General features: G+C 72.6%; 21 protein-coding genes and 1 pseudogene. 18 read left to right on the top strand and 4 right to left on the bottom strand.

All coding sequences use genetic code 11. The features are described from left to right. Positions 1-51 precede the first annotated feature (51 nt). Positions 52-384 (bottom strand): annotated as a pseudogene (locus tag ACIQAK_RS16600) (MerR family transcriptional regulator); the annotation flags it as partial. 68 nt (positions 385-452) lie between these two features. On the opposite strand from ACIQAK_RS16600, the gene ACIQAK_RS16595 reads away from it, so the two are divergent. Next, positions 453-1,259, top strand: coding sequence for an aminotransferase class IV family protein (locus ACIQAK_RS16595; RefSeq protein ID WP_366392742.1), 807 nt, complete (start codon positions 453-455; stop codon positions 1,257-1,259). Between the two features lie 105 nt (positions 1,260-1,364). Here the strand turns inward: ACIQAK_RS16595 and ACIQAK_RS16590 are convergent, their stop codons facing one another. Beyond that, the gene (locus ACIQAK_RS16590; protein ID WP_366392748.1) at positions 1,365-3,167 is read right to left on the bottom strand and encodes a glycoside hydrolase family 15 protein; all 1,803 of its coding nucleotides are present in this window, start codon (positions 3,165-3,167) and stop codon (positions 1,365-1,367) included. A gap of 449 nt (positions 3,168-3,616) precedes the next feature. Between ACIQAK_RS16590 and ACIQAK_RS16585 the strand changes: the two genes are divergently transcribed. The 13 genes from ACIQAK_RS16585 (at position 3,617) to ACIQAK_RS16525 (ending at position 18,498) form a co-directional block, all read left to right on the top strand. After that, complete coding sequence (locus ACIQAK_RS16585; RefSeq protein ID WP_366392743.1) at positions 3,617-5,272, top strand: CTP synthase; 1,656 nt, start codon at positions 3,617-3,619, stop codon at positions 5,270-5,272. A gap of 85 nt (positions 5,273-5,357) precedes the next feature. Next, positions 5,358-5,984, top strand: coding sequence for an NUDIX hydrolase (locus ACIQAK_RS16580; protein ID WP_366392744.1), 627 nt, complete (start codon positions 5,358-5,360; stop codon positions 5,982-5,984). A gap of 223 nt (positions 5,985-6,207) precedes the next feature. Continuing rightward, positions 6,208-8,352 carry a tetratricopeptide repeat protein gene (locus ACIQAK_RS16575; RefSeq protein ID WP_366392745.1) on the top strand — a complete coding sequence of 715 codons (2,145 nt, stop codon included), beginning with the start codon at positions 6,208-6,210 and terminating at the stop codon, positions 8,350-8,352. A gap of 143 nt (positions 8,353-8,495) precedes the next feature. Beyond that, positions 8,496-9,611 (top strand): alanine dehydrogenase, encoded by a 1,116-nt coding sequence (gene ald, locus ACIQAK_RS16570; RefSeq protein ID WP_366392749.1) that lies wholly within the window; start codon positions 8,496-8,498, stop codon positions 9,609-9,611. 368 nt (positions 9,612-9,979) lie between these two features. After that, entirely contained in the window at positions 9,980-11,098 is a 1,119-nt protein-coding gene (locus ACIQAK_RS16565) for a ParA family protein (protein WP_366392746.1), read from the top strand. Further along, positions 11,095-11,661 (top strand): hypothetical protein, encoded by a 567-nt coding sequence (locus ACIQAK_RS16560; protein ID WP_401848226.1) that lies wholly within the window; start codon positions 11,095-11,097, stop codon positions 11,659-11,661. The genes ACIQAK_RS16565 and ACIQAK_RS16560 overlap by 4 nt, the downstream gene beginning before the upstream one ends. An 83-nt stretch (positions 11,662-11,744) precedes the next feature. Further along, positions 11,745-12,902 (top strand): segregation/condensation protein A, encoded by a 1,158-nt coding sequence (locus tag ACIQAK_RS16555; protein ID WP_366389887.1) that lies wholly within the window; start codon positions 11,745-11,747, stop codon positions 12,900-12,902. After that, entirely contained in the window at positions 12,899-13,555 is a 657-nt protein-coding gene (scpB, locus tag ACIQAK_RS16550) for an SMC-Scp complex subunit ScpB (protein ID WP_366389639.1), read from the top strand. Before ACIQAK_RS16555 ends, scpB begins: the two co-directional genes overlap by 4 nt. Then, on the top strand, positions 13,555-14,853 hold the full coding sequence (locus ACIQAK_RS16545) for a pseudouridine synthase (protein ID WP_366389640.1): 1,299 nt from the start codon (positions 13,555-13,557) through the stop codon (positions 14,851-14,853). Before scpB ends, ACIQAK_RS16545 begins: the two co-directional genes overlap by 1 nt. Before the next feature lie 129 nt (positions 14,854-14,982). Next, complete coding sequence (gene pnuC / locus ACIQAK_RS16540) at positions 14,983-15,639, top strand: nicotinamide riboside transporter PnuC (protein WP_366389641.1); 657 nt, start codon at positions 14,983-14,985, stop codon at positions 15,637-15,639. Beyond that, on the top strand, positions 15,636-16,715 hold the full coding sequence (locus ACIQAK_RS16535) for an AAA family ATPase (RefSeq protein ID WP_366389642.1): 1,080 nt from the start codon (positions 15,636-15,638) through the stop codon (positions 16,713-16,715). The genes pnuC and ACIQAK_RS16535 overlap by 4 nt, the downstream gene beginning before the upstream one ends. After that, positions 16,712-17,476 (top strand): NUDIX domain-containing protein, encoded by a 765-nt coding sequence (locus ACIQAK_RS16530; RefSeq protein ID WP_366389643.1) that lies wholly within the window; start codon positions 16,712-16,714, stop codon positions 17,474-17,476. Before ACIQAK_RS16535 ends, ACIQAK_RS16530 begins: the two co-directional genes overlap by 4 nt. Next, positions 17,473-18,498, top strand: coding sequence for an ADP-ribosylglycohydrolase family protein (locus ACIQAK_RS16525; protein ID WP_366389644.1), 1,026 nt, complete (start codon positions 17,473-17,475; stop codon positions 18,496-18,498). The genes ACIQAK_RS16530 and ACIQAK_RS16525 overlap by 4 nt, the downstream gene beginning before the upstream one ends. A 21-nt stretch (positions 18,499-18,519) precedes the next feature. Here ACIQAK_RS16525 and ACIQAK_RS16520 read toward each other — a convergent pair whose 3' ends face one another. Both ACIQAK_RS16520 and ACIQAK_RS16515 read right to left on the bottom strand, forming a co-directional pair. Next, a complete protein-coding gene (locus tag ACIQAK_RS16520) occupies positions 18,520-19,209 on the bottom strand; it encodes a DNA polymerase beta superfamily protein (RefSeq protein ID WP_366389645.1) in 690 nt (229 codons plus the stop codon). A 77-nt stretch (positions 19,210-19,286) separates the two neighbouring features. Continuing rightward, a complete protein-coding gene (locus ACIQAK_RS16515; protein ID WP_366389646.1) occupies positions 19,287-19,757 on the bottom strand; it encodes a Rieske (2Fe-2S) protein in 471 nt (156 codons plus the stop codon). 134 nt (positions 19,758-19,891) lie between these two features. Between ACIQAK_RS16515 and ACIQAK_RS16510 the strand changes: the two genes are divergently transcribed. Genes ACIQAK_RS16510 through ACIQAK_RS16495 form a run of 4 tightly spaced genes read left to right on the top strand, consistent with a single transcriptional unit; the run spans position 19,892 to position 22,404 of the window. Next, a complete protein-coding gene (locus ACIQAK_RS16510; RefSeq protein WP_366389647.1) occupies positions 19,892-20,254 on the top strand; it encodes a DUF1304 domain-containing protein in 363 nt (120 codons plus the stop codon). After that, complete coding sequence (locus ACIQAK_RS16505; RefSeq protein ID WP_366389648.1) at positions 20,251-20,901, top strand: TetR/AcrR family transcriptional regulator; 651 nt, start codon at positions 20,251-20,253, stop codon at positions 20,899-20,901. The genes ACIQAK_RS16510 and ACIQAK_RS16505 overlap by 4 nt, the downstream gene beginning before the upstream one ends. 58 nt (positions 20,902-20,959) lie before the next feature. Further along, complete coding sequence (gene aroH, locus ACIQAK_RS16500) at positions 20,960-21,322, top strand: chorismate mutase (RefSeq protein WP_366389649.1); 363 nt, start codon at positions 20,960-20,962, stop codon at positions 21,320-21,322. After that, positions 21,319-22,404, top strand: coding sequence for a prephenate dehydrogenase (locus tag ACIQAK_RS16495; protein ID WP_366389650.1), 1,086 nt, complete (start codon positions 21,319-21,321; stop codon positions 22,402-22,404). The genes aroH and ACIQAK_RS16495 overlap by 4 nt, the downstream gene beginning before the upstream one ends. Positions 22,405-22,424 lie beyond the last annotated feature (20 nt).

Raw genomic sequence — 22,424 nt, 5'->3', positions numbered from 1 at the left:
CCCCCGGCCCCCGGTGCTCCGGGGGGCCGGACGGCGCACGTCACCGCCGGCCAGCAGCCCCACCAGCGCCCCGCGGCTGCGCCGCAACGCGTCGATCTGCTCGTCCAGCTCCGCCAGCTCCCCGTCCAGGATCGCCCGCAGCTCCGCACACCAGTCGAACCCCGGCTGCTCGCCCCGGGCGCACGGCAGCACCTGACGGATCACCTCGGTGGAGAGCCCGGCCCGCAGCAGCGCACGGATCTTCCGCACGGAGGAGACCGCGTCCTCGTCGTAGCCGCGATAGCCGTTCGCCCCGCGCCGGGCCTCCAGCAGCCCCTGCGCCTCGTAGTACCGCAGCGACCGCGCACTGACGCCCGTCCGCCGCGACAATTCCCCGATCAGCATGTTCCCCCGCGCCTTCCCGCCCGTCGGACTTGACCTTGTCACCGATGTCAAGCCCTAACGTCCCGTCCATGAGCGCAGATTCCCCTCACCCCGTGCACGTCAACGGCCGGACGGCGACCGCCGGCGACCTCGCGCCGCTCGCCTTCGCGGGCCACGCCCACTTCACCGCGATGCAGGTCCGCGACGGCCGGGTCCGCGGCCTGGATCTCCATCTGGAGCGGCTGCGGTCCGCGTCGGTGGAGCTGTTCGGCCGGACCCTGCCCGAGGACGAGGTCCGCGCCCACCTGCGTACCGCACTCCGCGCCGGACCGGCCGACCTCTCACTGACGGCCACGGTGTACTCCGCGGCCGGAGAGTTCACCGCGGCCGACGCCGACCTCGCCCTCCTGGTGCGGACCGGGCCGCCGTCCTCCGGCCCCGGCGGCCCGCTCGCCCTGGCGACGACGGAACACGAACGGTTCCTGCCGCACGTCAAGCACGTCGGCGAGGTCGCCAAGACGCACCTGCTCCGGCAGGCCGTCGCCGCGGGCTTCGACGACGCCGCCTTCCTGGACCGGCACGGTCGGCTCAGCGAGGCGACGATCTGGAACCTGGCGTTCTGGGACGGTGCGTCGGTGGTGTGGCCCGAAGGCCGGATTCTCACCGGAACGACGCTGGGCATCGTCTGCCGACAGCTGGCCGCGCTCGGCATCGACCAGCGGGTCACGGCAGTCAGCGCGGGCGACCTCCCCGCCCTCGCCGGCGCGGCCGTCATGAACTCCTGGACCCCGGGCGTGCCCGTCCACCGGATCGGCACCACCGAACTGCCCGACGCGCCCCGCTTCCTGGAGGCGCTGCACCGCGCGTACGAGGCCGAACCACTCACCGCACCCTGAGACGCACGATGGCCGCACCCTGAGACGCACGGTGGCCGGACCCTGAGACGCGCGATGGCCGCCCCCGAAGAACCGGGGGCGGCCACCATCACGGACAGCGACGGCTCAGCCGACGTACGCGCCGCTCGCCGTCAGCCGCAGCGCCGTGTCGATCAGCGGAACGTGGCTGAAGGCCTGCGGGAAGTTCCCCACCTGGCGCTGGAGGTTGGAGTCCCACTCCTCGGCCAGCAGTCCCAGGTCGTTGCGGAGCGCCAGCAGCTTCTCGAACAGCTGGCGCGCCTCGTCGACCCGGCCGATCATCGCCAGGTCGTCGGCCATCCAGAACGAGCAGGCCAGGAACGCGCCCTCGTCGCCGGCCAGGCCGTCGACGCCCGCGTCCTCACCCTCGGTGGGGTAGCGCAGGATGAAGCCGTCCTCCGTGGACAGCTCCCGCTGGATCGCCTCGATCGTGCCGATGACCCGCTTGTCGTCCGGCGGCAGGAAGCCCATCTGCGGGATGAGCAGCAGGGAGGCGTCCAGCTCCTTCGACCCGTAGGACTGGGTGAAGGTGTTGCGCTCCTTGTCGTAGCCGCGCTCGCAGACGTCCCGGTGGATGTCGTCGCGGAGCTCGTACCACCGCTCCAGCGGTCCCTCGACGTCCCCGGACTCGACCAGCTTGATCGTCCGGTCGACCGCGACCCACGCCATCACCTTGGAGTGCACGAAGTGCCGGCGCGGCCCGCGCACCTCCCAGATGCCCTCGTCCGGCTCCTCCCAGTGCTTCTCCAGGTACTCGATCAGCTTGAGCTGGAGGCCCATCGCGTAGTCGTTGCGGGTCAGCCCGGTCATGTGCGCCAGGTGCAGGGCCTCGGTGACCTCGCCGTACACGTCGAGCTGGAGCTGGTTGGCCGCGCCGTTGCCGACGCGGACCGGGCCGGAGTTCTCGTAGCCGGGCAGCCAGTCCAGCTCCGCCTCGCCGAGCTCGCGCTCACCGGCGATGCCGTACATGATCTGCAGGTTCTCCGGGTCGCCCGCCACCGCCCGCAGCAGCCACTCGCGCCAGGCACGGGCCTCTTCGCGGTAGCCGGTGCGCAGCAGCGAGGAGAGCGTGATCGCGGCGTCCCGCAGCCAGGTGTAGCGGTAGTCCCAGTTCCGTACGCCCCCGATCTCCTCGGGGAGCGAGGTGGTCGGTGCGGCGACGATGCCGCCGGTCGGGGCGTACGTCAGTGCCTTGAGGGTGATCAGGGAGCGGACGACCGCCTCCCGATAGGGCCCGTGGTACGTACACTGATCGACCCACTCGCGCCAGAACAGCTCGGTCGCCTCCAGGGCCCCCTCCGGATCGGGGAGGGCGGGCGGCTCGCGGTGCGAGGGCTGCCAGCTGATCGTGAAGGCCACCCGGTCGCCGGGGCCGACGGTGAAGTCGGAGTAGGTGGTCAGGTTCTTGCCGTAGGTGTCCGCGTCGGTGTCCAGCCAGACGGAGTCCGGCCCCGCGACGGCGACCGTACGGCTGTCCACCTTGTGCACCCACGGGGTCACCCGGCCGTAGCTGAAGCGCATCCGCAGCTCCGAGCGCATCGGCACCCGGCCGCTGACGCCCTCCACGATCCGGATCAGTTGGGGCGCCCCGTCTCGCGGTGGCATGAAATCGGTCACCCGTACGGTGCCGCGCGGTGTGTCCCACTCCGATTCCAGGATGAGGGAGTCACCGCGGTAGCGGCGCCGGTCCGCCGACAGCGGCTCGGTGCCTTCCGCCCTCGCCGGACCCAGGCGCCAGAAGCCGTGCTCCTCGGTGCCCAGCAGTCCTGCGAAGACGGCGTGCGAATCGAAGCGGGGAAGGCACAGCCAGTCCGCCGTGCCGTCCCGGCAGACCAGGGCGGCGGTCTGCATGTCTCCGATGAGTGCGTAATCCTCGATGCGCCCGGCCACGTGCGTCTCCAGTCGAACGGCCATGTCGCCCCCGTCGGGGGCGCTTACTGGGTCAAGGGGGTCGTTGGGTCATAGGGTCTCTCACCCTGGAGGAACCGACGAGTTCCTGTACCGGTAGCGGGCCCAGGTGGTGCCGCCGCCCGGCCGTCTCGGCAGCGAGTGTCCGAGCAGGATACGACGCGGTACGAAGATCCGCGCGACGGTCCCCGCAAGATCTCTGCGCTGATCGGGTGGGACGTGAAACGACTGGGGTGATGGTGTGACCCCCTTGTGCAGGGTGTGGCCGGAAGCAGCCTCCCCCCGTCGCTGTTACCCTGGTAGCCCGTGGACCGGTGGTCGTGCCCGAGAGCGGACGAGGCCCCCGAACCGCAGCGACGGCGCCCCCGGAACCCCCGGTTGGGCGGCCGGTACGCACCTCACAACCGCGACCACGGGAGCCCCCTTTGGCTATGCAGCCCACATCCACGACGACCAAGCACATCTTCGTCACCGGGGGTGTCGCCTCCTCCCTCGGCAAGGGTCTGACTGCCTCCAGCCTGGGTGCCCTGCTCAAGGCACGTGGCCTGCGGGTCACGATGCAGAAGCTCGACCCCTACCTCAACGTCGACCCCGGCACGATGAACCCCTTCCAGCACGGTGAGGTGTTCGTCACCAACGACGGCGCCGAGACCGATCTGGACATCGGCCACTACGAGCGCTTCCTCGACGTGGACCTCGACGGCTCCGCCAACGTGACGACCGGCCAGGTCTACTCGCAGGTCATCGCCAAGGAGCGGCGCGGCGAGTACCTGGGCGACACCGTCCAGGTCATCCCGCACATCACCAACGAGATCAAGCACCGCATCCGCCGCATGGCCACCGACGACGTGGACGTCGTCATCACCGAGGTCGGCGGCACGGTCGGCGACATCGAGTCCCTGCCCTTCCTGGAGACCGTCCGCCAGGTCCGCCACGAGGTCGGCCGCGACAACGTCTTCGTGGTGCACATCTCGCTGCTGCCCTACATCGGCCCCTCCGGCGAGCTGAAGACCAAGCCGACCCAGCACTCGGTGGCCGCCCTGCGCAACATCGGTATCCAGCCGGACGCCATCGTGCTGCGTGCCGACCGTGAGGTCCCGACCTCCATCAAGCGCAAGATCTCGCTGATGTGCGACGTCGACGAGGCCGCGGTCGTCGCCGCGATCGACGCCAAGTCGATCTACGACATCCCCAAGGTGCTGCACACCGAGGGCCTGGACGCCTATGTCGTCCGCAAGCTCGACCTGCCCTTCCGGGACGTCGACTGGACCACCTGGGACGACCTCCTGGACCGCGTCCACAACCCCGACCACGAGGTCACCGTCGCCCTGGTCGGCAAGTACATCGACCTGCCCGACGCCTACCTCTCGGTCACCGAGGCCATCCGGGCCGGCGGTTTCGCCAACAAGGCCCGGGTCAAGGTGAAGTGGGTCACCTCCGACGACTGCCGGACCGCGGCCGGTGCCGCCGAGCACCTGGGCGACGTCGACGGGATCCTCATCCCCGGCGGCTTCGGCGAGCGCGGTGTCGACGGCAAGGTCGGCGCCATCCGCTACGCCCGCGAGAACAAGGTCCCGCTGCTGGGCCTGTGCCTCGGCCTCCAGTGCATCGTGATCGAGGCGGCCCGCTCGCTGGCCGAGATCCCCGACGCCAACTCCACCGAGTTCGACGCGGCCACCTCCCACCCGGTCATCTCGACCATGGAGGAGCAGCTCGCCTACGTCGAGGGCGCGGGCGACCTCGGCGGCACCATGCGGCTCGGCCTCTACCCGGCCAAGCTCGCCGAGGGCTCCCTGGTACGCGAGGCGTACGCCGGCGAGCCGTACGTGGAGGAGCGTCACCGCCACCGCTACGAGGTCAACAACGCCTACCGCGGTGAGCTGGAGAAGAAGGCCGGACTGATGTTCTCCGGCACCTCTCCGGACAACAAGCTCGTGGAGTACGTCGAGTACCCGCGCGAGGTCCACCCCTACCTGGTCGCCACCCAGGCCCACCCCGAGCTCCGCTCCCGCCCCACCCGCCCGCACCCGCTCTTCGCGGGCCTGGTGAAGGCGGCCGTCGAGCGCAAGGTCGGCGCGGGCCAGTAGCTCCGAGGCACTACGGTTGACCGGGGTACGGATCCCGCACGGACACCGTGCCCCGGTTTCTCGTTCTGTACGTGGGAGGACGCACATGGGTATCCAGGACACGCCCGAGGAGTGGCAGGTCACCGCGACCGTCACCCCCTTCACCGGCAACAAGACCAGCGTCCGCACCGACCAGGTGGTCATGCCCGACGGCTCCGTCCACGGCCGTGACTACCAGGTCCACCCCGGCTCCGTCGCGATCCTCGCGGTCGACGAGGACGACCAGGTCATCGTGGTACGCCAGTACCGCCACCCGGTACGCCGGCGGCTCTGGGAGATCCCGGCCGGACTGCTCGACGTGCCCGGCGAGAACCCGCTGCACGCCGCCCAGCGCGAGCTGTACGAGGAGGCGCACGTCAAGGCCGAGGACTGGCGGGTGCTGACCGACGTCTACACCACGCCCGGCGGTTGCGACGAGGCCGTACGGATCTTCCTCGCCCGCGGCCTCTCCGACGTGGAGGGCGAGCGGTTCGCGGTCGCCGAGGAGGAGGCCGACATGGAGCAGGCCCGCGTCCCGCTGCCCGAGCTGGTGCGCTCGGTGATCGCGGGGGACCTGCACAACAACTGCCTGGTCGTCGGGGTGCTCGCGCTCACCGCCGTCCTCTCGGGCGACGGCGTCCACTCGCTCCGTCCCGCCGAGGCTCCCTGGCCGGCCCGTCCCTTCGAGGCCTGACGGCCCGTCCGCTCAAGGCTTGACGGCCCGCCCGCTCCCCTTTCCGGCCCCTGGCTGGCCGATCGTCCGAAACGATGATCGTAAGAAATGCTGATCCGATCGGGGGATGTTCTCCCGTGCTCCGCCCCGCTCCGCAGTGATCCACACCACCGCTGAACTACGCTCGAAAGGCCCCGTCCGGAGTTCCGGCGGGCACCGCGTGCAGCGAAGTGGAGCGTGGCTCGTGACCGATCAGGCGGTGGACACCAGCGGCCCGGCCGAAGCTGCGGGGACCGAGGAGCCGCCCGGCGCCGCCCCGCCCCGGTTCTTCGGCCGGGAACGCGAGTTGAAGGACCTGCGGGCGGACATCGAGCGCACCGGCCTGGACACCCTGGCCGGCCGTAAGACCCCCCGCGCCCGGGTCCTGCTCATCGCCGGCCGCCCGGGCTCGGGCCGCAGCGCCCTCGCCGCCGAACTCGCGGGCGCGCTCACCGGTACGGGCACGGCCCCGGCCGACGCCTCCGGACCGGAAACCGGAACGGGCGCGCTGCCCTGGGCCGTTCCCGGTACGGGCTCCGGCGACTATCCCGACGGGGTGCTCCGGGTCGGCCTCACCGAACCCGGCGGTGAACCCGTCCCCACCGAACGCACCGCGAGCGAGATCCTCGGCCTGCTCGACGTAGCCGTGCCGCCCGGCGCCGACCAGGACGAACTCTCCGCGATGGTCCGCGAGGCCCTCGCCGTACGCCGGCTGGTCCTGCTCCTCGACGACGCGGCCGACGCCGAACAGGTCGACCCGCTGCTCCCGGAGAACCCGGACTGCCTGGTCCTCGCCACCGCGACCGGCCCGCTGACCGGAATCCCCGACGTACGGCCCTGCACCATCGGCGGTCTTGAGGCGGGCGCCGCCGTCCGGCTGCTGGCCCGCGCCATCGGCCAGGTCCGCATCACCGTCGACCCGCGCACCGCGGAGAGCCTGGCCGAGGAGTGCGGGGGGCAGCCCGCCGCGCTCGCCCTGATCGGCGGCTGGCTCGCCGCCCACCCCATGGCCTCCGTGGCCGATGTCACCAAACAGCTCCACGAACTCCCCGACTCCGGCGACCAGCAGCCCACCGGCGCCCGCCCGCTGGCCCGCGCCTTCCGCCTCGTCCACGACTCCCTGCCGCAGGCCGCCGCCCGGATACTGCGCCTCCTCGCCCTCGCTCCCGCCGGGCTCGCCGACGCCCACACCGCCTCCGCGCTGGCCGGCTGCTCGGTCTCGGCCGCCCAGGCGACGCTGGACGACTTCGTGAGGCTCGGGCTGCTGCGGACGGACGGCGCCGCCCACCCGCAGTACGGCATCCCCGGCTGCCTCGCCCCGATGCTGCGGGCCCTGCTGGAGGACCGGGACCGGCCCGCCGAGATCCAGCTGGCCCGCGCCCGGATGCTGGAGCGGACCGTGCGCCGGCTCCAGGCCTGCCGGGCGGTCACCGAGCCGGCGGGCTCCACCGCCCACCGCAAGGTCGCCGGGCTGCCGCGCTCCCTGCGCTTCCCCAGCGCGGAGGAGGCGGGCGTCTGGCTGCTGCTGCGCCGGCCCGCCCTGCTCGCCTCCGCCCGGCTCGCGGTGGCCGACGGGGAGCTGGACACCCTGGCCCGGCGCCTGGTCGCCGCACTGGTGCGGGCGCTGGCCGCGCACCGGGGCACCGAGGCCGCCGCCCCCGAGCTGTACGGGCTGCACGGCCTGGTCCTGGACGTGGCCGTCCGCCGCGATCTGCCCCGCGAGCAGGCGGCGGCCCTGCTGAACCTCGCCGACCTGGACGCGCGCACCGGCCGTCCCCGGGACGCCCTGACCCGCTACCGGGCCGCGCTGGACGCCGGACGGGCCGCCGGAGACCTGTACGCGACGGGCCGCGCGATGGAATCCGTAGGCAGTACGTACGCCGAGCTCGGCGACTACCACCGGGCCTCCGACTGGTACGGCCGGGCGCTCGCCCAGCGCCTCACCCAGGGCGAGCGGGCGGACGAGGCCCGCCTCTACGGGCGGCTCGGCGCCGTCCACAGCTACGCCGGGCGGTACGGCGAGGCGCTGCGGAACTGGCGGGCCGCCGCGGCGGGCCACCGCAGGCTCGGCGACCTGGCGGCCCAGGCGCGGGCGCTCAGCGAGGCCGCCCGGGTGCAGGAGTACGCGGGACGGCCGCACGACTCGCTGCACACCTGCCGGGAGGCGGCCGAGCTGGCCCGTCGCGCCGATGACGTGCGGCTTCAGGCGGCGCTGCAGCTCCGGCTGGCCGACACCCTGGACCGGCTCGGCGACGCGGCGGCGGCCCGGCTGCACCGGGCCGCCGCCGACAGATTGCTGGGCGAGGAGGGTTCTGCCTACGAAATCCGCAGTGCTTCGACAGAAAGTTAATGCTTTGTAAGGCTAGACAGCGCGAAGTCCTTCATTAGACTGGCTCTGCCGCGTCCGTTCGTGGCGTCTCCATTTATGCTGTGTATGTCCGGGTCTGTAGGTATGCGCCCGGATTACCCTCCGAGCCAAGGACCGTGATCGACGTGAAGGTCGGCATCCCCCGCGAAGTCAAGAACAACGAGTTCCGGGTGGCGATCACCCCCGCCGGAGTGCATGAGCTCGTCCGCCACGGCCACCAGGTCGTCATCGAGCGGGACGCCGGCGTCGGCTCGTCCATCCCGGACGGGGAGTACGTCGCCGCCGGCGCGCGGATCCTGGACACCGCCGACGAGGTGTGGGCCACCGCCGACCTGCTGCTCAAGGTCAAGGAGCCGGTCGCCGAGGAGTACCACCGCCTCCGCAAGGACCAGACCCTCTTCACCTACTTGCACCTGGCCGCCTCCCGTGCGTGCACCGACGCGCTGCTGGCCTCCGGCACCACCGCCATCGCCTACGAGACGGTCGAGACCGCGAACCGCGCCCTGCCGCTGTTGGCCCCGATGTCCGAGGTCGCGGGCCGCCTCGCCCCGCAGGTCGGCGCGTACCACCTGATGCGCTCGGTCGGCGGCCGCGGCGTGCTCCCCGGTGGCGTCCCCGGCACCCACGCCGGCCGGGCCGTCGTCATCGGCGGCGGCGTCTCCGGCTGGAACGCCACGCAGATCGCCGTGGGCCTCGGCTTCCACGTCACGCTGCTCGACCGCGACATCAACAAGCTGCGCGAGGCCGACAAGGTCTTCGGCACCAAGGTGCAGACCGTCGTCTCCAACGCCTTCGAGCTGGAGAAGGCCGTCGTCGAGGCCGATCTCGTCATCGGCGCCGTGCTGATCCCCGGAGCCAAGGCCCCGAAGCTGGTCACCAACGAGCTCGTCGCCAAGATGAAGCCCGGAAGTGTACTTGTCGACATCGCAATCGATCAGGGCGGCTGCTTCGAGGACTCGCACCCGACCACCCACGCCGAGCCGACCTTCCAGGTCCACGACTCGGTCTTCTACTGCGTCGCCAACATGCCCGGCGCGGTCCCCAACACCTCCACCTACGCGCTCACCAACGCCACGCTCCCGTACATCGTGGAGCTCGCGAACCGTGGCTGGGCCGACGCCCTGCGCCGCGACGCCGCGCTGGCCAAGGGCCTCAACACCCATGAGGGCCAGGTCGTTTACCGTGAGGTGGCCGAGGCGCACGGCCTGCCGCACGTCGAGCTGAGCGCCCTGCTCGGCTGACGGGTCAACACCCTCCGTCAACATCGCACCTCCGGCCGGACCTTGCCGAGCAAGGTCCGGCCGGAGGTGTATCGGGCCCCATGAGGCCCTTGTGCAACTCGCCTCGAACGTAACCCTTTACCCGATTCGTGCGGCGGCGAAATGTGCGGCTTGGTCGCTGTGCGCCCTTGACAGCGAGACGTTCGATTGCCGACACATCGGGCCGGGTCCGGCGGATTGTGTTGCTGCGGACGGGTGGCACGCCATAGAGTCGCCAATCGTCGGCATGGTGCCACGCTGACCTATCGATAAGTTTCCTGGTCACGTCCAAGGAGGTAAGACGACTTGTGAATGAGTCGACAATTACTCCCGGGGGTGGTCAACCAGGGATGCCTGCACGGGGTCTGAGCCCGATCGGGCTCGAAGCTGTCGGCTCCGTCGCTGTCCGCACCTTCGCCACCCAACAGCACATGACGACAGCCCCCCAGATGATGGACGGCCTACACGTGAACGCCACGGCCGGCAACGAGAGTGGCCGGAACACCGACCGCTTCGCCGACTTCGCCGAGGTGCCCGAGGGGCACTTCTACGACCCCGACGCCGAGTACGAGCCCGATCCGGAGTACGCGGCCACGCTCGCGCCCGACGCCGCGCGCCAGCGCCGCGAGCGCATCGGCCCGACCGGACGGCCCCTGCCGTACTTCCCGATCCCGGGCCCCCTGAGCGACCACGGCCCCGCGAAGATCATCGCGATGTGCAACCAGAAGGGCGGCGTCGGCAAGACCACGTCGACCATCAACCTGGGTGCCGCGCTCGCCGAGTACGGGCGCCGCGTCCTGCTCGTCGACTTCGACCCGCAGGGCGCCCTCTCCGTCGGCCTCGGGGTCAACCCGATGGAGCTCGACCTCACCGTCTACAACCTGCTCATGGAGCGGGGCATGGCGGCCGACGAGGTGCTGCTGAAGACCGCCGTCCCGAACATGGACCTGCTGCCGAGCAACATCGACCTCTCGGCCGCCGAGGTGCAGCTCGTCAGCGAGGTGGCCCGCGAGTCCACCCTCCAGCGGGCCCTGAAGCCGCTGATGGCCGACTACGACTACATCGTGATCGACTGCCAGCCCTCGCTGGGCCTGCTCACCGTGAACGCCCTGACGGCCGCTCACAAGGTCATAGTGCCGCTGGAGTGCGAGTTCTTCGCGCTGCGCGGGGTGGCGCTGCTCACCGAGACCATCGAGAAGGTCCAGGAGCGGCTCAACCCCGAGCTGGAGCTCGACGGCATCCTCGCCACCATGTACGACTCCCGTACGGTGCACAGCCGCGAGGTCCTCGCCCGGGTCGTCGAGGCCTTCGACGAGCACGTCTACCACACGGTCATCGGGCGCACGGTCCGCTTCCCGGAGACCACGGTCGCCGGTGAGCCGATCACCACATACGCCTCCAACTCGGTCGGTGCCGCCGCCTATCGCCAGCTCGCCAGGGAGGTGCTCGCCCGGTGTCACGCCGAGTGAGTCTGCCGGGGGCCGACGAACTGTTCCGCACCACCGGGGGAGGGATGGGCCTGCAGTCCTCCTCCCCGGCGGACCGGCGACGCAAGGCGAACGGCGAGCCCCGGGTGCCCGCACCGGCGGGGGAGAGCGATCCGGCCGGCCGTCGGCCCGAGGGCGGTGAGGAGCACGCCTCCGCCTCCGCCGACACCGACGATGCGCGTGGCCGCGGCGCGGAGGGCGACCGCCAGGCCGCCGCCGGTGACCCCGCCGCATCCGGCGACCGGTCCCCGGCCGCCGCCCCGGCAAAGCCGACCCCGGCCGTCCAGCAGCAGCGCAGGCGCGGCGGCGGACGCGGCGCCAACCGGCGCCCCAGCGGCCGGGAACGCCACGACGAGAAGATCACGGTCTACGTCTCCGCCGAGGAGCTCATGGACCTCGAACACGCCCGGCTGGTCCTGCGCGGCGAGCACGGCCTCGCCGTCGACCGCGGCCGCATCGTCCGCGAGGCGGTGGCGGTGGTCCTCGCCGACCTGGAGTCCCGGGGCGACGCGAGCATCCTCGTGCGGCGGCTGCGCGGCCGCTGACCGGCGCCGCGCCGGTAGCCTGCCGGGTGGGGCCCGCCGACCGGCGGGGCCCACCCGCGCCCCCGCCCCACCCCTGGACCACCATGCCGACGCCCGCCGACCCCACCGCCCCGCGCCGCCGTGCCCTGGGGCGGGGGCCGGGCACGGCGGCGCCGCCCGCGGCGGCGGAGGAGGCGGCTGCGGAGCCGGTACGGGAGCGGGAAGCCGGTCCCGTACCGGAAGCCGGGCCGGAGCCCGCGGCGGCACCTGTCCCCGTACCGGCAGTGGAGCCGGAGCTCGTACCGCCGGCCGAGCCGGAGCTCGTACCGCCGGCCGAGCCGGAACCCGTACCGCCGGCCGAGCCGGAACCCGTACCGGCAGCGGAGCCGGAACCCGTACCGGCGGCCGAGCCGGAGGAGCTCGGTCGGCAGCCGGACGCGGACGGCCGGCGCTTCACCGTCCGGCTGGTGAACTTCGAGGGCCCCTTCGACCTCCTCCTCCAGCTGATCTCCAAGCACAAGCTGGATGTGACCGAGGTCGCGCTCTCCAAGGTCACCGACGAGTTCATGGCGTACATCCGCGCCATGGGCCCCGACTGGGACCTCGACCAGACCACCGAGTTCCTCGTCGTCGCCGCCACCCTGCTCGACCTGAAGGCCGCCCGGCTGCTGCCCGCCGCCGAGGTGGAGGACGAGGCGGACCTGGCGCTGCTGGAGGCGCGGGACCTGCTCTTCGCGCGGCTGCTCCAGTACCGCGCGTACAAGCAGATCGCCGAGATCTTCCAGGGCCGCCTGGAGTCCGAGGCCCGCCGTCACCCCCGCACCGTCGGCCTGGAGGACCGCCACGCGGAGCTGCTGCCCGAGGTGGTCATCAGCATCGGTCCCGACGGGTTCGCCGAGCTCGCGGTGAAGGCGATGCAGCCGAAGCCCAGGCCCCGGGTGTACGTCGACCACATCCACGCCCCGCTGGTCAGCGTGCGCGAGCAGGCGGGCATCGTGGTGGAGCGGCTGCGCGCGGCCGGGGCGGCGGTGAGCTTCCAGGTGCTCACCGAGGACGCCCCCGACACCCTCACCGTGGTGGCCCGCTTCCTGGCCCTGCTGGAGCTGTACCGGGAGAAGGCGGTCACCCTGGACCAGGACGAGGCGCTGGGCGACCTGCTGGTGGCCTGGTGCGGTGGGGCTGACGCGGAGCCGGTGGTGACGGACGAGTTCGACCAGCAACTCGACGGGACGGCCGAGCAGGAGGAGGACGTACGGGAATGAGCGCACAGCCGACTCAGGAGGACGACGCCGGCGCGGTCGCCTCGCTCGACCTCAAGCCCGCCCTGGAGGCGGTCCTCATGGTGGTCGACGAGCCCGCCACCGTCGACCGGCTGGCCAAGGTGCTCCAGCGGCCCCGCAGAGCCGTGGCGGACGCGCTGCGGGAGCTGGCCGACGAGTACACCGTGCAGCGCCGGGGCTTCGACCTGCGGCTCGTCGCGGGCGGCTGGCGCTTCTACACCCGCCCCAAGTACGCGGCCGCCGTCGAGGGCTTCGTCCTGGACGGCCAGCACGCCCGGCTGACGCAGGCCGCGCTGGAGACCCTGGCGGTGGTCGCCTACCGGCAGCCGGTGAGCCGTTCGCGGGTCTCGGCGGTGCGCGGAGTGAACTGCGACGGCGTCATGCGGACCCTGCTCCAGAGGGGCCTGGTGGCGGAGGCGGGCGCGGAACCCGAAACAGGTGCGATCCTGTACAGGACGACGAACTACTTTCTGGAGCGTATGGGCCTGCGAGGCCTGGACGAGCTCCCGGAGCTCGCGCCCTTCCTCCCGGAGGCGGACGCGATCGAGGCTGAGACGCTAGAGGGTGTGCCGTCGTTCGATCCGGACGCACCGGACACCCCGGATACTCACGCAGACGACAAGACGGAATTTTGATGCGAAGCAGTGGCAGGAACAGCGGAAGCGGCGGCAGCGGCCGGAGCGGCGGCGGCGGCCAGGGCGGCCGTCCCGGTGGCCAGGGCGGCGGCGGACGCGGCGGCAGCCAGGGCGGACGGCCCGGAGCGCCGGGCGGTCGCGGCGGCAGCCAGGGCGGGCGTCCCGGCGGCAGCCAGGGCGGGCGTCCCGGCGGCAGCCAGGGTGGCCGGCCCACCGGCCAGGGCGGGCGCCAGGGCTCCCAAGGCTCCCAGGGCTCCCAGGGCGGCGGCTGGGGCGAGCAGGAGCAGCGCCCGCGCCGTCCCCGCCCCGAGGAGCGCCGCTACGACGTGGGCAACGACGCCCCCGGCGCCCGGTCCGAGCAGGACGGCCCCCGCAAGGGCCGCGGCTCGGCGGCCCGTGGCGGCGCCAAGGGCGGCCCGAAGCCCGCGCAGGGCGGCTCCGGCCGCAGCGGCGGTTTCCGTCGCGCGGCCCCCTCGCGCCCCCGTGAGCTGGACGCCAAGATCGAGCAGCGCAACCGCGACCGGTACGCGAACAAGCCCGAGATCAACCTCCCCAAGACCCACCCGGGCGCCGAGCAGGAGGGCGAGCGGCTGCAGAAGGTCCTCGCCCGGGCCGGCATGGGCTCGCGCCGTGCGTGCGAGGAGCTGATCGAGCAGTCCCGCGTCGAGGTCAACGGCGAGATCGTCGTCGAGCAGGGCATGCGCGTCGATGTGCACCGCGACGAGATCAAGGTCGACGGCCTGACCGTGGCCGCGCAGTCCTACCTCTTCTTCGCGCTGAACAAGCCCGCGGGCGTCGTCTCCTCGATGGAGGACCCGGACGGCCGCCAGTGCCTCGGCGACTACGTGACCAACCGCGAGACGCGGCTGTTCCACGTCGGCCGGCTCGACACCGAGACGGAGGGCATCATCATGCTCACCAACCACGGTGAGCTGGCCCACCGCCTCACGCACCCCAAGTACGGCGTGAAGAAGACCTACCTGGCCGCCATCCAGGGCCCCCTGCCGCGCGACCTCGGCAAGCGGCTCAAGGACGGCATCCAGCTGGAGGACGGCTACGCCCGCGCCGACCACTTCCGCGTCGTCGAGAACACCGGCAAGAACTACCTGGTCGAGGTGACCCTCCATGAGGGCCGCAAGCACATCGTGCGCCGGATGCTGGCCGAGGCCGGCTTCCCGGTCGAGCGCCTCGTGCGGACGTCCTTCGGCCCGATCCCGCTGGGCGACCAGAAGTCCGGCTGGCTGCGCCGCCTCACCAACACCGAGGTCGGCATGCTGATGCGCGAGGTCGGTCTCTAGCCGCCCCCGCTCTCCAGAGGCCCGCGGCCGGTATCCGTTCGGAAAGTTCGAACAGAACCGGCCGCGGGCCTTTTGCCGCCCCCGTCCACCCTTTATAGTCAGAGTGACTATTAAGAAGGAGGCGGGCCCGTGAGCCTCGCGGACATCCTCGATCCCCTGCGACAGCCCCTGGTGACCGTGCTGGACACCCCGGTCAGCTGGACCGAGGTGCTGGGCTTCGGCAGCGGGGCGCTCTGCGTCTGGCTCGTGGCCCGCCAGCACATCGCCAACTGGCCGATCGGCATCGCCAACAACGTCTTCTTCATCCTGCTGTTCGCCCAGGCCGGCCTGTACGCCGACGCCGGCCTCCAGATCGTCTTCATCACCCTCGCCGCGTACGGCTGGTGGACCTGGACCCACGGGGGTGGACCAGGGACCTCGGTCCTGCCGGTGCGCAGAACCACCCGCACCGAATGGGCCTGGCTGCTCGCGGCGGGGGTGGTGGGGACCGCAGGGCTCACCCTGCTGCTCACCCGGGCCACCGACTCCACCGTCCCGTTCTGGGACGCGCTGACGACCTCGCTGTCGCTGATGGCGACGTACGGGCAGTGCCGGAAGCGGCTGGAGTCCTGGTGGCTGTGGATCGCGGCGGACGTGGTCTACATCCCGCTGTACGCGCACAAGGGGCTGTACCTGACCTCGCTGCTGTACGCCGGGTTCCTCGCCCTCTGCCTGGTCGGCCTGCGCAACTGGCACCGCGACCTGACGGCCCGTAACTCCCGCCCGCCGGCGGTGGTCACGGCATGAAGGCTTACGAACACGGCCTGGTCCTCGGCAAGTTCTACCCGCCGCACGCCGGCCACCACCACCTCGTCCGCACCGCCCAGGACCACTGCGAACGGCTGACCGTGCTGGTCTGCGCCGCATCCGTGGAGTCCGTGCCGCTCGCCGACCGGGTCGCCTGGATGCGGGAGATCCACCCGGACGTCACGGTGGTGGGCGCGGTCGACGACACGCACATGGACGTGACCGATCCGGCGGTCTGGGACGCGCACATGGCGGTCTTCACCGCCGCCGTGCCCGAGCGGGTGGACGCGGTCTTCACCTCGGAGGCGTACGGCGAGGAGCTCGGCCGCCGCTTCGGTGCCGCGTCCGTCCTCGTCGACCCCGACCGCACGCTCTTCCCGGTCTCCGGCACCGCCGTGCGCAGGGACCCGGTGGGCCGCTGGGACTTTCTCCGCCCGCCCGTCCGGGCCGCACTCGCCCGCCGGGTCGTCGTCCTCGGCGCCGAGTCCACCGGCACCACCACCCTGGCGCGGGCGCTCACCGGCCACTACCGCGCACGGGGCGGGGTCTGGGCGCGGACGGAGTACGTCGCGGAGTACGGGCGCGAGTACAGCGAACGCAAGCTGGCCGCCCTGCGCGAGCGGTGGCCCGGGGCCGCCTGGGAGGACGTCACCTTCACCACCGACGACTTCCCGGTCATCGCCCAGGCCCAGAACGACCGGGAGGAGGCCGCCGCCCGCACCGGCTCCCCGGTGCTCTTCTGCGACACGGACTCCTTCGCCACCACCGTCTGGCACGAGCGGTACGTCGGCGGGCGCAACCCGCTGGTCGAGAAGATCGCGGACCGGACCGCACACCACCTGTGGCTGCTCACCGACCACGAGGGCGTCGCCTTCGAGGACGACGGGCTGCGCGACGGCGAGGAGCTGCGGCCCTGGATGACCGACCGCTTCCGCGCCGAACTCACGCGTACGGGCCGCCGGTTCATCGAGGTCACCGGCCCGCCCGAGGTCCGCCTCGCGCAGGCCGTCGCCGCCGTGGACGAACTCCTCGCCACCGGCTGGGACTTCGCCGCGCCGCTTCCGGAGAGGCGATGAGCACCGGCGTACCCGAGGGGTATGACCCGCACGCCTTCCCGCCCTTCGCGGTCACCGTCGACCTGGCCGTCTTCACCGTCCGGGACGCGGCGCTCCATGTGCTGCTGGTGGAGCGCGGCCAGGAGCCGTTCCAGGGCCGCTGGGCGCTGCCGGGCGGCTTCGTCCTGCCGCGCGAGTCCGCCGACGAGGCCGCCCGCCGCGAGCTGGCCGAGGAGACCGGCCTCGGCCCGGACGCCGTCGGCGCTCTCCACCTGGAGCAGCTGCGCACCTACACCGAACCGGACCGCGACCCGAGGATGCGGGTCGTCTCGGTCGCGTACGCCGCACTCCTGCCGGACCTGCCCGAACCGCGCGGCGGCGGCGACGCGGCGAGCGCGCGGTGGTGGGCCACGGGCGCCACCGGACCGCTCGCCTTCGACCACGACCGCATCCTCACCGATGCCCGCGACCGGATCGGCGCCAAGCTCGAATACACCTGCCTGGCCACGGAGTTCTGCCCCGCCGAGTTCACGCTCGGCGAGCTCCAGCAGGTGTACGAGACGGTGTGGGACGTCGAGCTGGACCGGCCCAACTTCCGGCGCAAGGTCCTGAACGCGCCGGGCTTCGTCCAGCCGGTGGACGGCCCGCCGCGCCGCACCGGCGGCCGAGGCAAACCGGCCGCGCTGTACCGGGCGGGCGGCGCCACGACCCTGCATCCGCCGCTGCTGCGCCTGCCCTCCACCGAACCACCCCTCTCGCGCCCGGAAGGACGAACGCCATGACCATAGCCACCCGAAGACTCACCAAGCAGGCGGCCACCGGCTCGCTGACCGGGCTCGCGCTCGGTGACGCGCTGGGCTTCCCCACCGAGTTCAACGACGTCCCCGCCATCCTCACCAAGTGCGGCCCCTGGCGGCAGATGGCCCTGCCGACCCCCGCGATGGTCACCGACGACACCCAGATGACGATCGCCCTTGGCCGGGGCATCCGCACCGCCATGGACAGCGGACTGCTCACCCCGGAGCGGCTGGTGGACCCGGTGCGCGGGGAGTTCATCGCCTGGTACCACTCGCCGGAGAACAACCGGGCTCCCGGCAACACCTGCCTCACCGCCTGCCGCATGCTGGAGTTCAGCCCTCTCTGGCAGGAGGCGAGCCAGACCCACTCCAAGGGCTGCGGTGCCAACATGCGGGTCGCCCCCGTCGGTCTCGTCCCCGGCATCAGCGACGAACAGCGCGCCGGAGCCGCCCAGCTCCAGGCCGCCCTCACCCATGGCCACCCCACCGCCCTGGCCGCCTCCGACCTGACCGCCCGCGCGGTCTTCCTGCTCGCCCAGGGCGCCGAACCGCTGGGCCTGATCGGCCGGTTGCGCAGCTACGCGTACGAGAACAGCGGCCGGTACCACACCCGCTGGCTCGGCGACCTGTGGCGGTACGCCGGGGACGTCTCGCCCGAGGCGTACATCAGCCGCGGCTGGGACGAGTGCCAGGGCGCGCTGGCCGCCGTCCAGGAGGCCTTGCGCGACCCGTCCCCGGAGACGGACCCGTGCGAGCGGACCGGAGACGGCTGGATCGCCGAGGAGGCCCTCGCCACCGCCCTGCACTGCTTCCTGCTCTTCCCCGAGGACCCGCTCACCGCCCTGCGCCGGGCCGCCTGCACCCGCGGTGACTCCGACTCGCTCGCCTGCCTGGCGGGCGCCTTCGCCGGGGCCCACCTGGGCGCGGCGGCCTGGCCCAAGGAGTGGTCGGAACGGATCGAGTACCGCAGCGACCTGCTGTCCCTGGCGGCACTCTGGGACGCTTGATCCGCGAGCGCCCTCAGCCGGTCAACAGGCCGACGCCCGCCGGGTCCGGATCAGGAAGTCCTCCACCGCCGCCCGGTCCGGGCCGGGCGGCAGCGGGGAGGCGTGCGCCGCCTCGTCGTTCTCCTTGGCCAGCCGGTTCAGCCGGCGCTCCACCTCCGGCCAGGGCACCTCGCCCCGCTTCACCGCCAGCAGCTCCTCGCGCGCGTCGCCGACCTCGATGCGCAGCGCGCCGGAGCGCAGCAGGTCCCGGCCGCTCGCCAGCAGCCGCAGCAGGTGCATCGCGTGCTTCCAGCGGGGCTCTCCGTGGACCCGTACGTCGGCCTCCAGCTTCTTCCGCTGGCCCAGCGCGTAGCGGACGAACGTGCCGTGGGCCAGGCGGGAGAGGAACGCCCCGCGCAGCTCCAGCAGTTCGCGGCCGGTGTCGTCCAGGTACTCCACCAGCGGGGAGTGCAGGCACTCCAGCACATTGGGGTTGGCCCGCAGCGCCAGCTCGCAGAAGCGCTCCAGCTCCCAGGAGAATTGCTCGGGTCCGGGGCCCTCGATGTGTGCCGGGGGCTTGTCGAGGCGCCAGAACAGCGGGGTGGGGGCGGCGAACACACCCCGCCGGTCGGTGTCGCTGCCCTCCGTCGCCAGACCGAACGCGCGTGAACCCATCACACACGCGTAGACCGTGTGGTCGCGTACGAGAGCCTCGTCGGCGGGAGTGATCATGCCGGCGAGGGTACGGGGGCGACGGGACGCCCCGCTCCGGAATTCCGGCCGACCTGCCCCGGGCGCCGGCCCCGTCCTCAGCTCAACCGGATCGACCCGCCCGAGACGGTGATCCGCTCGGCCGGCAGCGGGCGGGTCGCCGGGCCGGCCTCGACCGCCGCGTCCGTGATGGAGAACTTGCTGCCGTGGCACGGGCAGTTGATCGTGCCGTCGCTGACCGTCGAGACGAGGCAGCTGGCGTGGGTGCAGACGGCGGAGAAGGCCTTGAACTCGCCTTCCTCCGGCTGGGTCACCACCACCTTCTGCTGCCTGAAGATCGTGCCGCCGCCGACCGGGATGTCGGCGGTCGCGGCGAGCTGCTCACCGCCGCCGGGTGAGGCGCCGGGCGACGCCGTGTCCGACGCCGTGTCCGACGGGGTGCCCGACGCCGTCGGCGTACCACTCGCGTCGCCTCCGCCGCCCTCGTCGCCGGACGATCCGCAGCCGGTCACCAGGGCGGCGGCGCCCGCCGCGCCCGCGGTCAGAACTGTCCTACGCCGTGCGTTCATGCGCTCTCCAGTTGTCCAGGGGTGATCTGTGCTGGCCATGGTGGTGCCGGGGAGCGCCGACGTGAAGCAACCGGGCGGGCCAAAGACAGTTCCTGTACAGTCGTCCAGGAAATCGTCCCCGGAGGTCTCTCGTCATGCACACCGCAGCTCAGGTCCTGGTTGCGCTCGTCGCGCTGATCCACGCCTACTTCCTCGTTCTGGAGATGTTCCTCTGGGACACCGACCGCGGCCGCGAGGCCTTCGGTACGACTCCCGCCTTCTCCCGTGAGAGCGCCACCCTCGCCGCCAACCAGGGCCTCTACAACGGGTTCATGGCCGCCGGGCTGGTCTGGGGCCTCCTCGCGAGCGACCCCGTCGCCTTCCAGGCGCAGGTCTTCTTCCTGAGCTGCCTGATCGTCGCCGGGGTCTACGGGGCCGCCACCGTGAGCCGGAAGATCCTCTACGTCCAGGCGGTGCCGTCCGCGCTCGCCCTCGGCCTCGTCCTGCTCGCCCGATGACCCCCGCGGTGACGGACGGCAGCACCGACCCGCGTACCACGCGCACCCGCGGCAAGCTCCGCACCGCCCTGCTCGCCGCCTGCGAGCACCGGCCACTCGAACAGGTCAGCGTCGCCCAGGTGGTCCGCGGCGCCGGCGTGGGCCGGGCCACCTTCTACCTCCACTACGACGACCTGTACGCCCTCGCGGTGGACGCCTGCGCCGAGGTCGTCACCGAGGCGGTCGACGCCCTGCACGCCTGGGACGGCGCACCACCCGGCCCGGACGCACCGCCGGCTCCGCTCGCCGCGCTCCTCGCGGGCATCCACACCCGGGCGGCCGTCTACCGGAGCCTGCTCCGCGAGGGCGGCGGCGGGCCGCTCGGCGAACTGCTCCACCGGGAGCTGCGCCGGCGCAGCCTCGACGAGCTGCGCGCCCGACGGCCGGCGGACACCGGGCACGACCTCACCGCGAGCGCCGTCGCCGGGATCTTCACCGGGGTGCTCGCCGACTGGGTGCACGGGCGGATCACCGCGAACCCCCGGCAGCTGGCCGGCCGGATCTGGCGCATGCTCCTCGCGGTCCACGCCGCCGCCCGGCACCGCAGCCCCGCCCCGTCTCACGGACGGAGCGCGGTGACCGGTCCGGACGCGTCCCCTCTAGGGTGATCGCAGCGGCTCCAGGACGTTGGGGGCGGCGCGGAAGTGAACGAGCGAGGAGTACGACGTGGCGGTACGAGCGGTCCGAGGAGCCGTCCAGCTGGAGCGGGACGAGGCCGGGCACATGGACGAGCGGGTCGGTGAGCTGCTCACCGCGGTTCTGGCACGCAACGGGCTGGTCGCCGACGACCTGATCAGCATCTGGTTCACCGCCACCCCGGATCTGCACAGCGACTTCCCGGCCGCCGCCGCGCGCGGACTCGGGATCGTGGACGTACCCCTGATCTGCGCCCAGGAGCTGGACATCGAGGGGGCCATGCCCCGCGTCGTCCGTCTCCTCGCCCACGTCGAGACCCACCTCTCCCGCGCGGAGATCCAGCACGTCTACCTCGGCGCCACCGCCGCCCTGCGCAAGGACATCGCCCAGTGAGAACCGTCCTCGTCATCGGAACCGGCCTCGTCGGCACCTCCGCCGCCCTGGCCCTGGCCCGCCGTGGCATCCACGTCCACCTCGTCGACCACGACCCCGAGTCCGCTCGGACCGCGGCCGCGCTCGGCGCCGGTACGGACGAGCCACCCGCCGGCCCGGTCGACCTGGCCGTCATCGCCGTACCGCCCGCCCACACCGCCACCGTCCTGGCCACCGCCATGCGCGACGGGGTGGCCCGCGGCTACCTGGACGTCGCCAGCGTCAAGGGCGGCCCGCGCCGCGAGCTGGAGGCGATGGGCCTCGACCTGACCCCGTACATCGGCACCCACCCGATGGCGGGCAAGGAGCGCTCGGGGCCGCTCGCCGCCACCGCCGACCTCTTCGAGGGCCGCCCCTGGGTCCTCACCCCGACCCGGGACACCGACACCGAGGTCCTCAACCTCGCCCTGGAGCTGGTCGCGCTCTGCCGGGCCGTCCCCGTCGTCATGGACGCCGACGCCCACGACCGGGCCGTCGCCCTCGTCTCCCACACCCCGCAGCTGATCTCCTCCATGGTCGCCGCGCGGCTGGAGGAGGCCGACGAGAGTGCCGTACGCCTGTGCGGCCAGGGCATCCGCGACGTCACCCGGATCGCCGCCTCCGACCCCCGGATGTGGGTGGAGATCCTCTCGGCCAACCCCGGCCCGGTCGCCGACGTGCTCGCCGGGGTCGCCGCCGACCTGGCGGAGACCGTGACCGCGCTGCGCGGGCTGCGCTCCGCCGACGAGGAGGAGCGGCGCGCGGGCACCGACGCCATCGAGGACGTCCTGCGCCGCGGCAACGCGGGCCGCGTCCGGGTCCCCGGCAAGCACGGCGCCGCACCCGCCGCGTACGAGACCGTGGCCGTCCTCATCGGCGACAAGCCGGGCGAACTCGCCGCGATCTTCGCCGACGCCGGCCGGGCCGGAGTGAACATCGAGGACGTCCGCATCGAGCACGCCACCGGCCAGCAGGCGGGCCTGGTCCAGATCATGGTCGAACCGAACGCGGCCCCCGTGCTCGGCGCGGCCCTCACCGAGCGCGGCTGGTTGATCCGCGGCTGAGGCCGCCGATACGGGGACGC

The sequence above is a fragment of the Streptomyces sp. NPDC088706 genome (assembly GCF_044752765.1).
Lineage (GTDB): Bacteria > Actinomycetota > Actinomycetes > Streptomycetales > Streptomycetaceae > Streptomyces.
The sequence above is the reverse complement of the archived record's forward strand: the minus strand, read 5'-3'. Positions and strand labels throughout refer to the sequence as shown.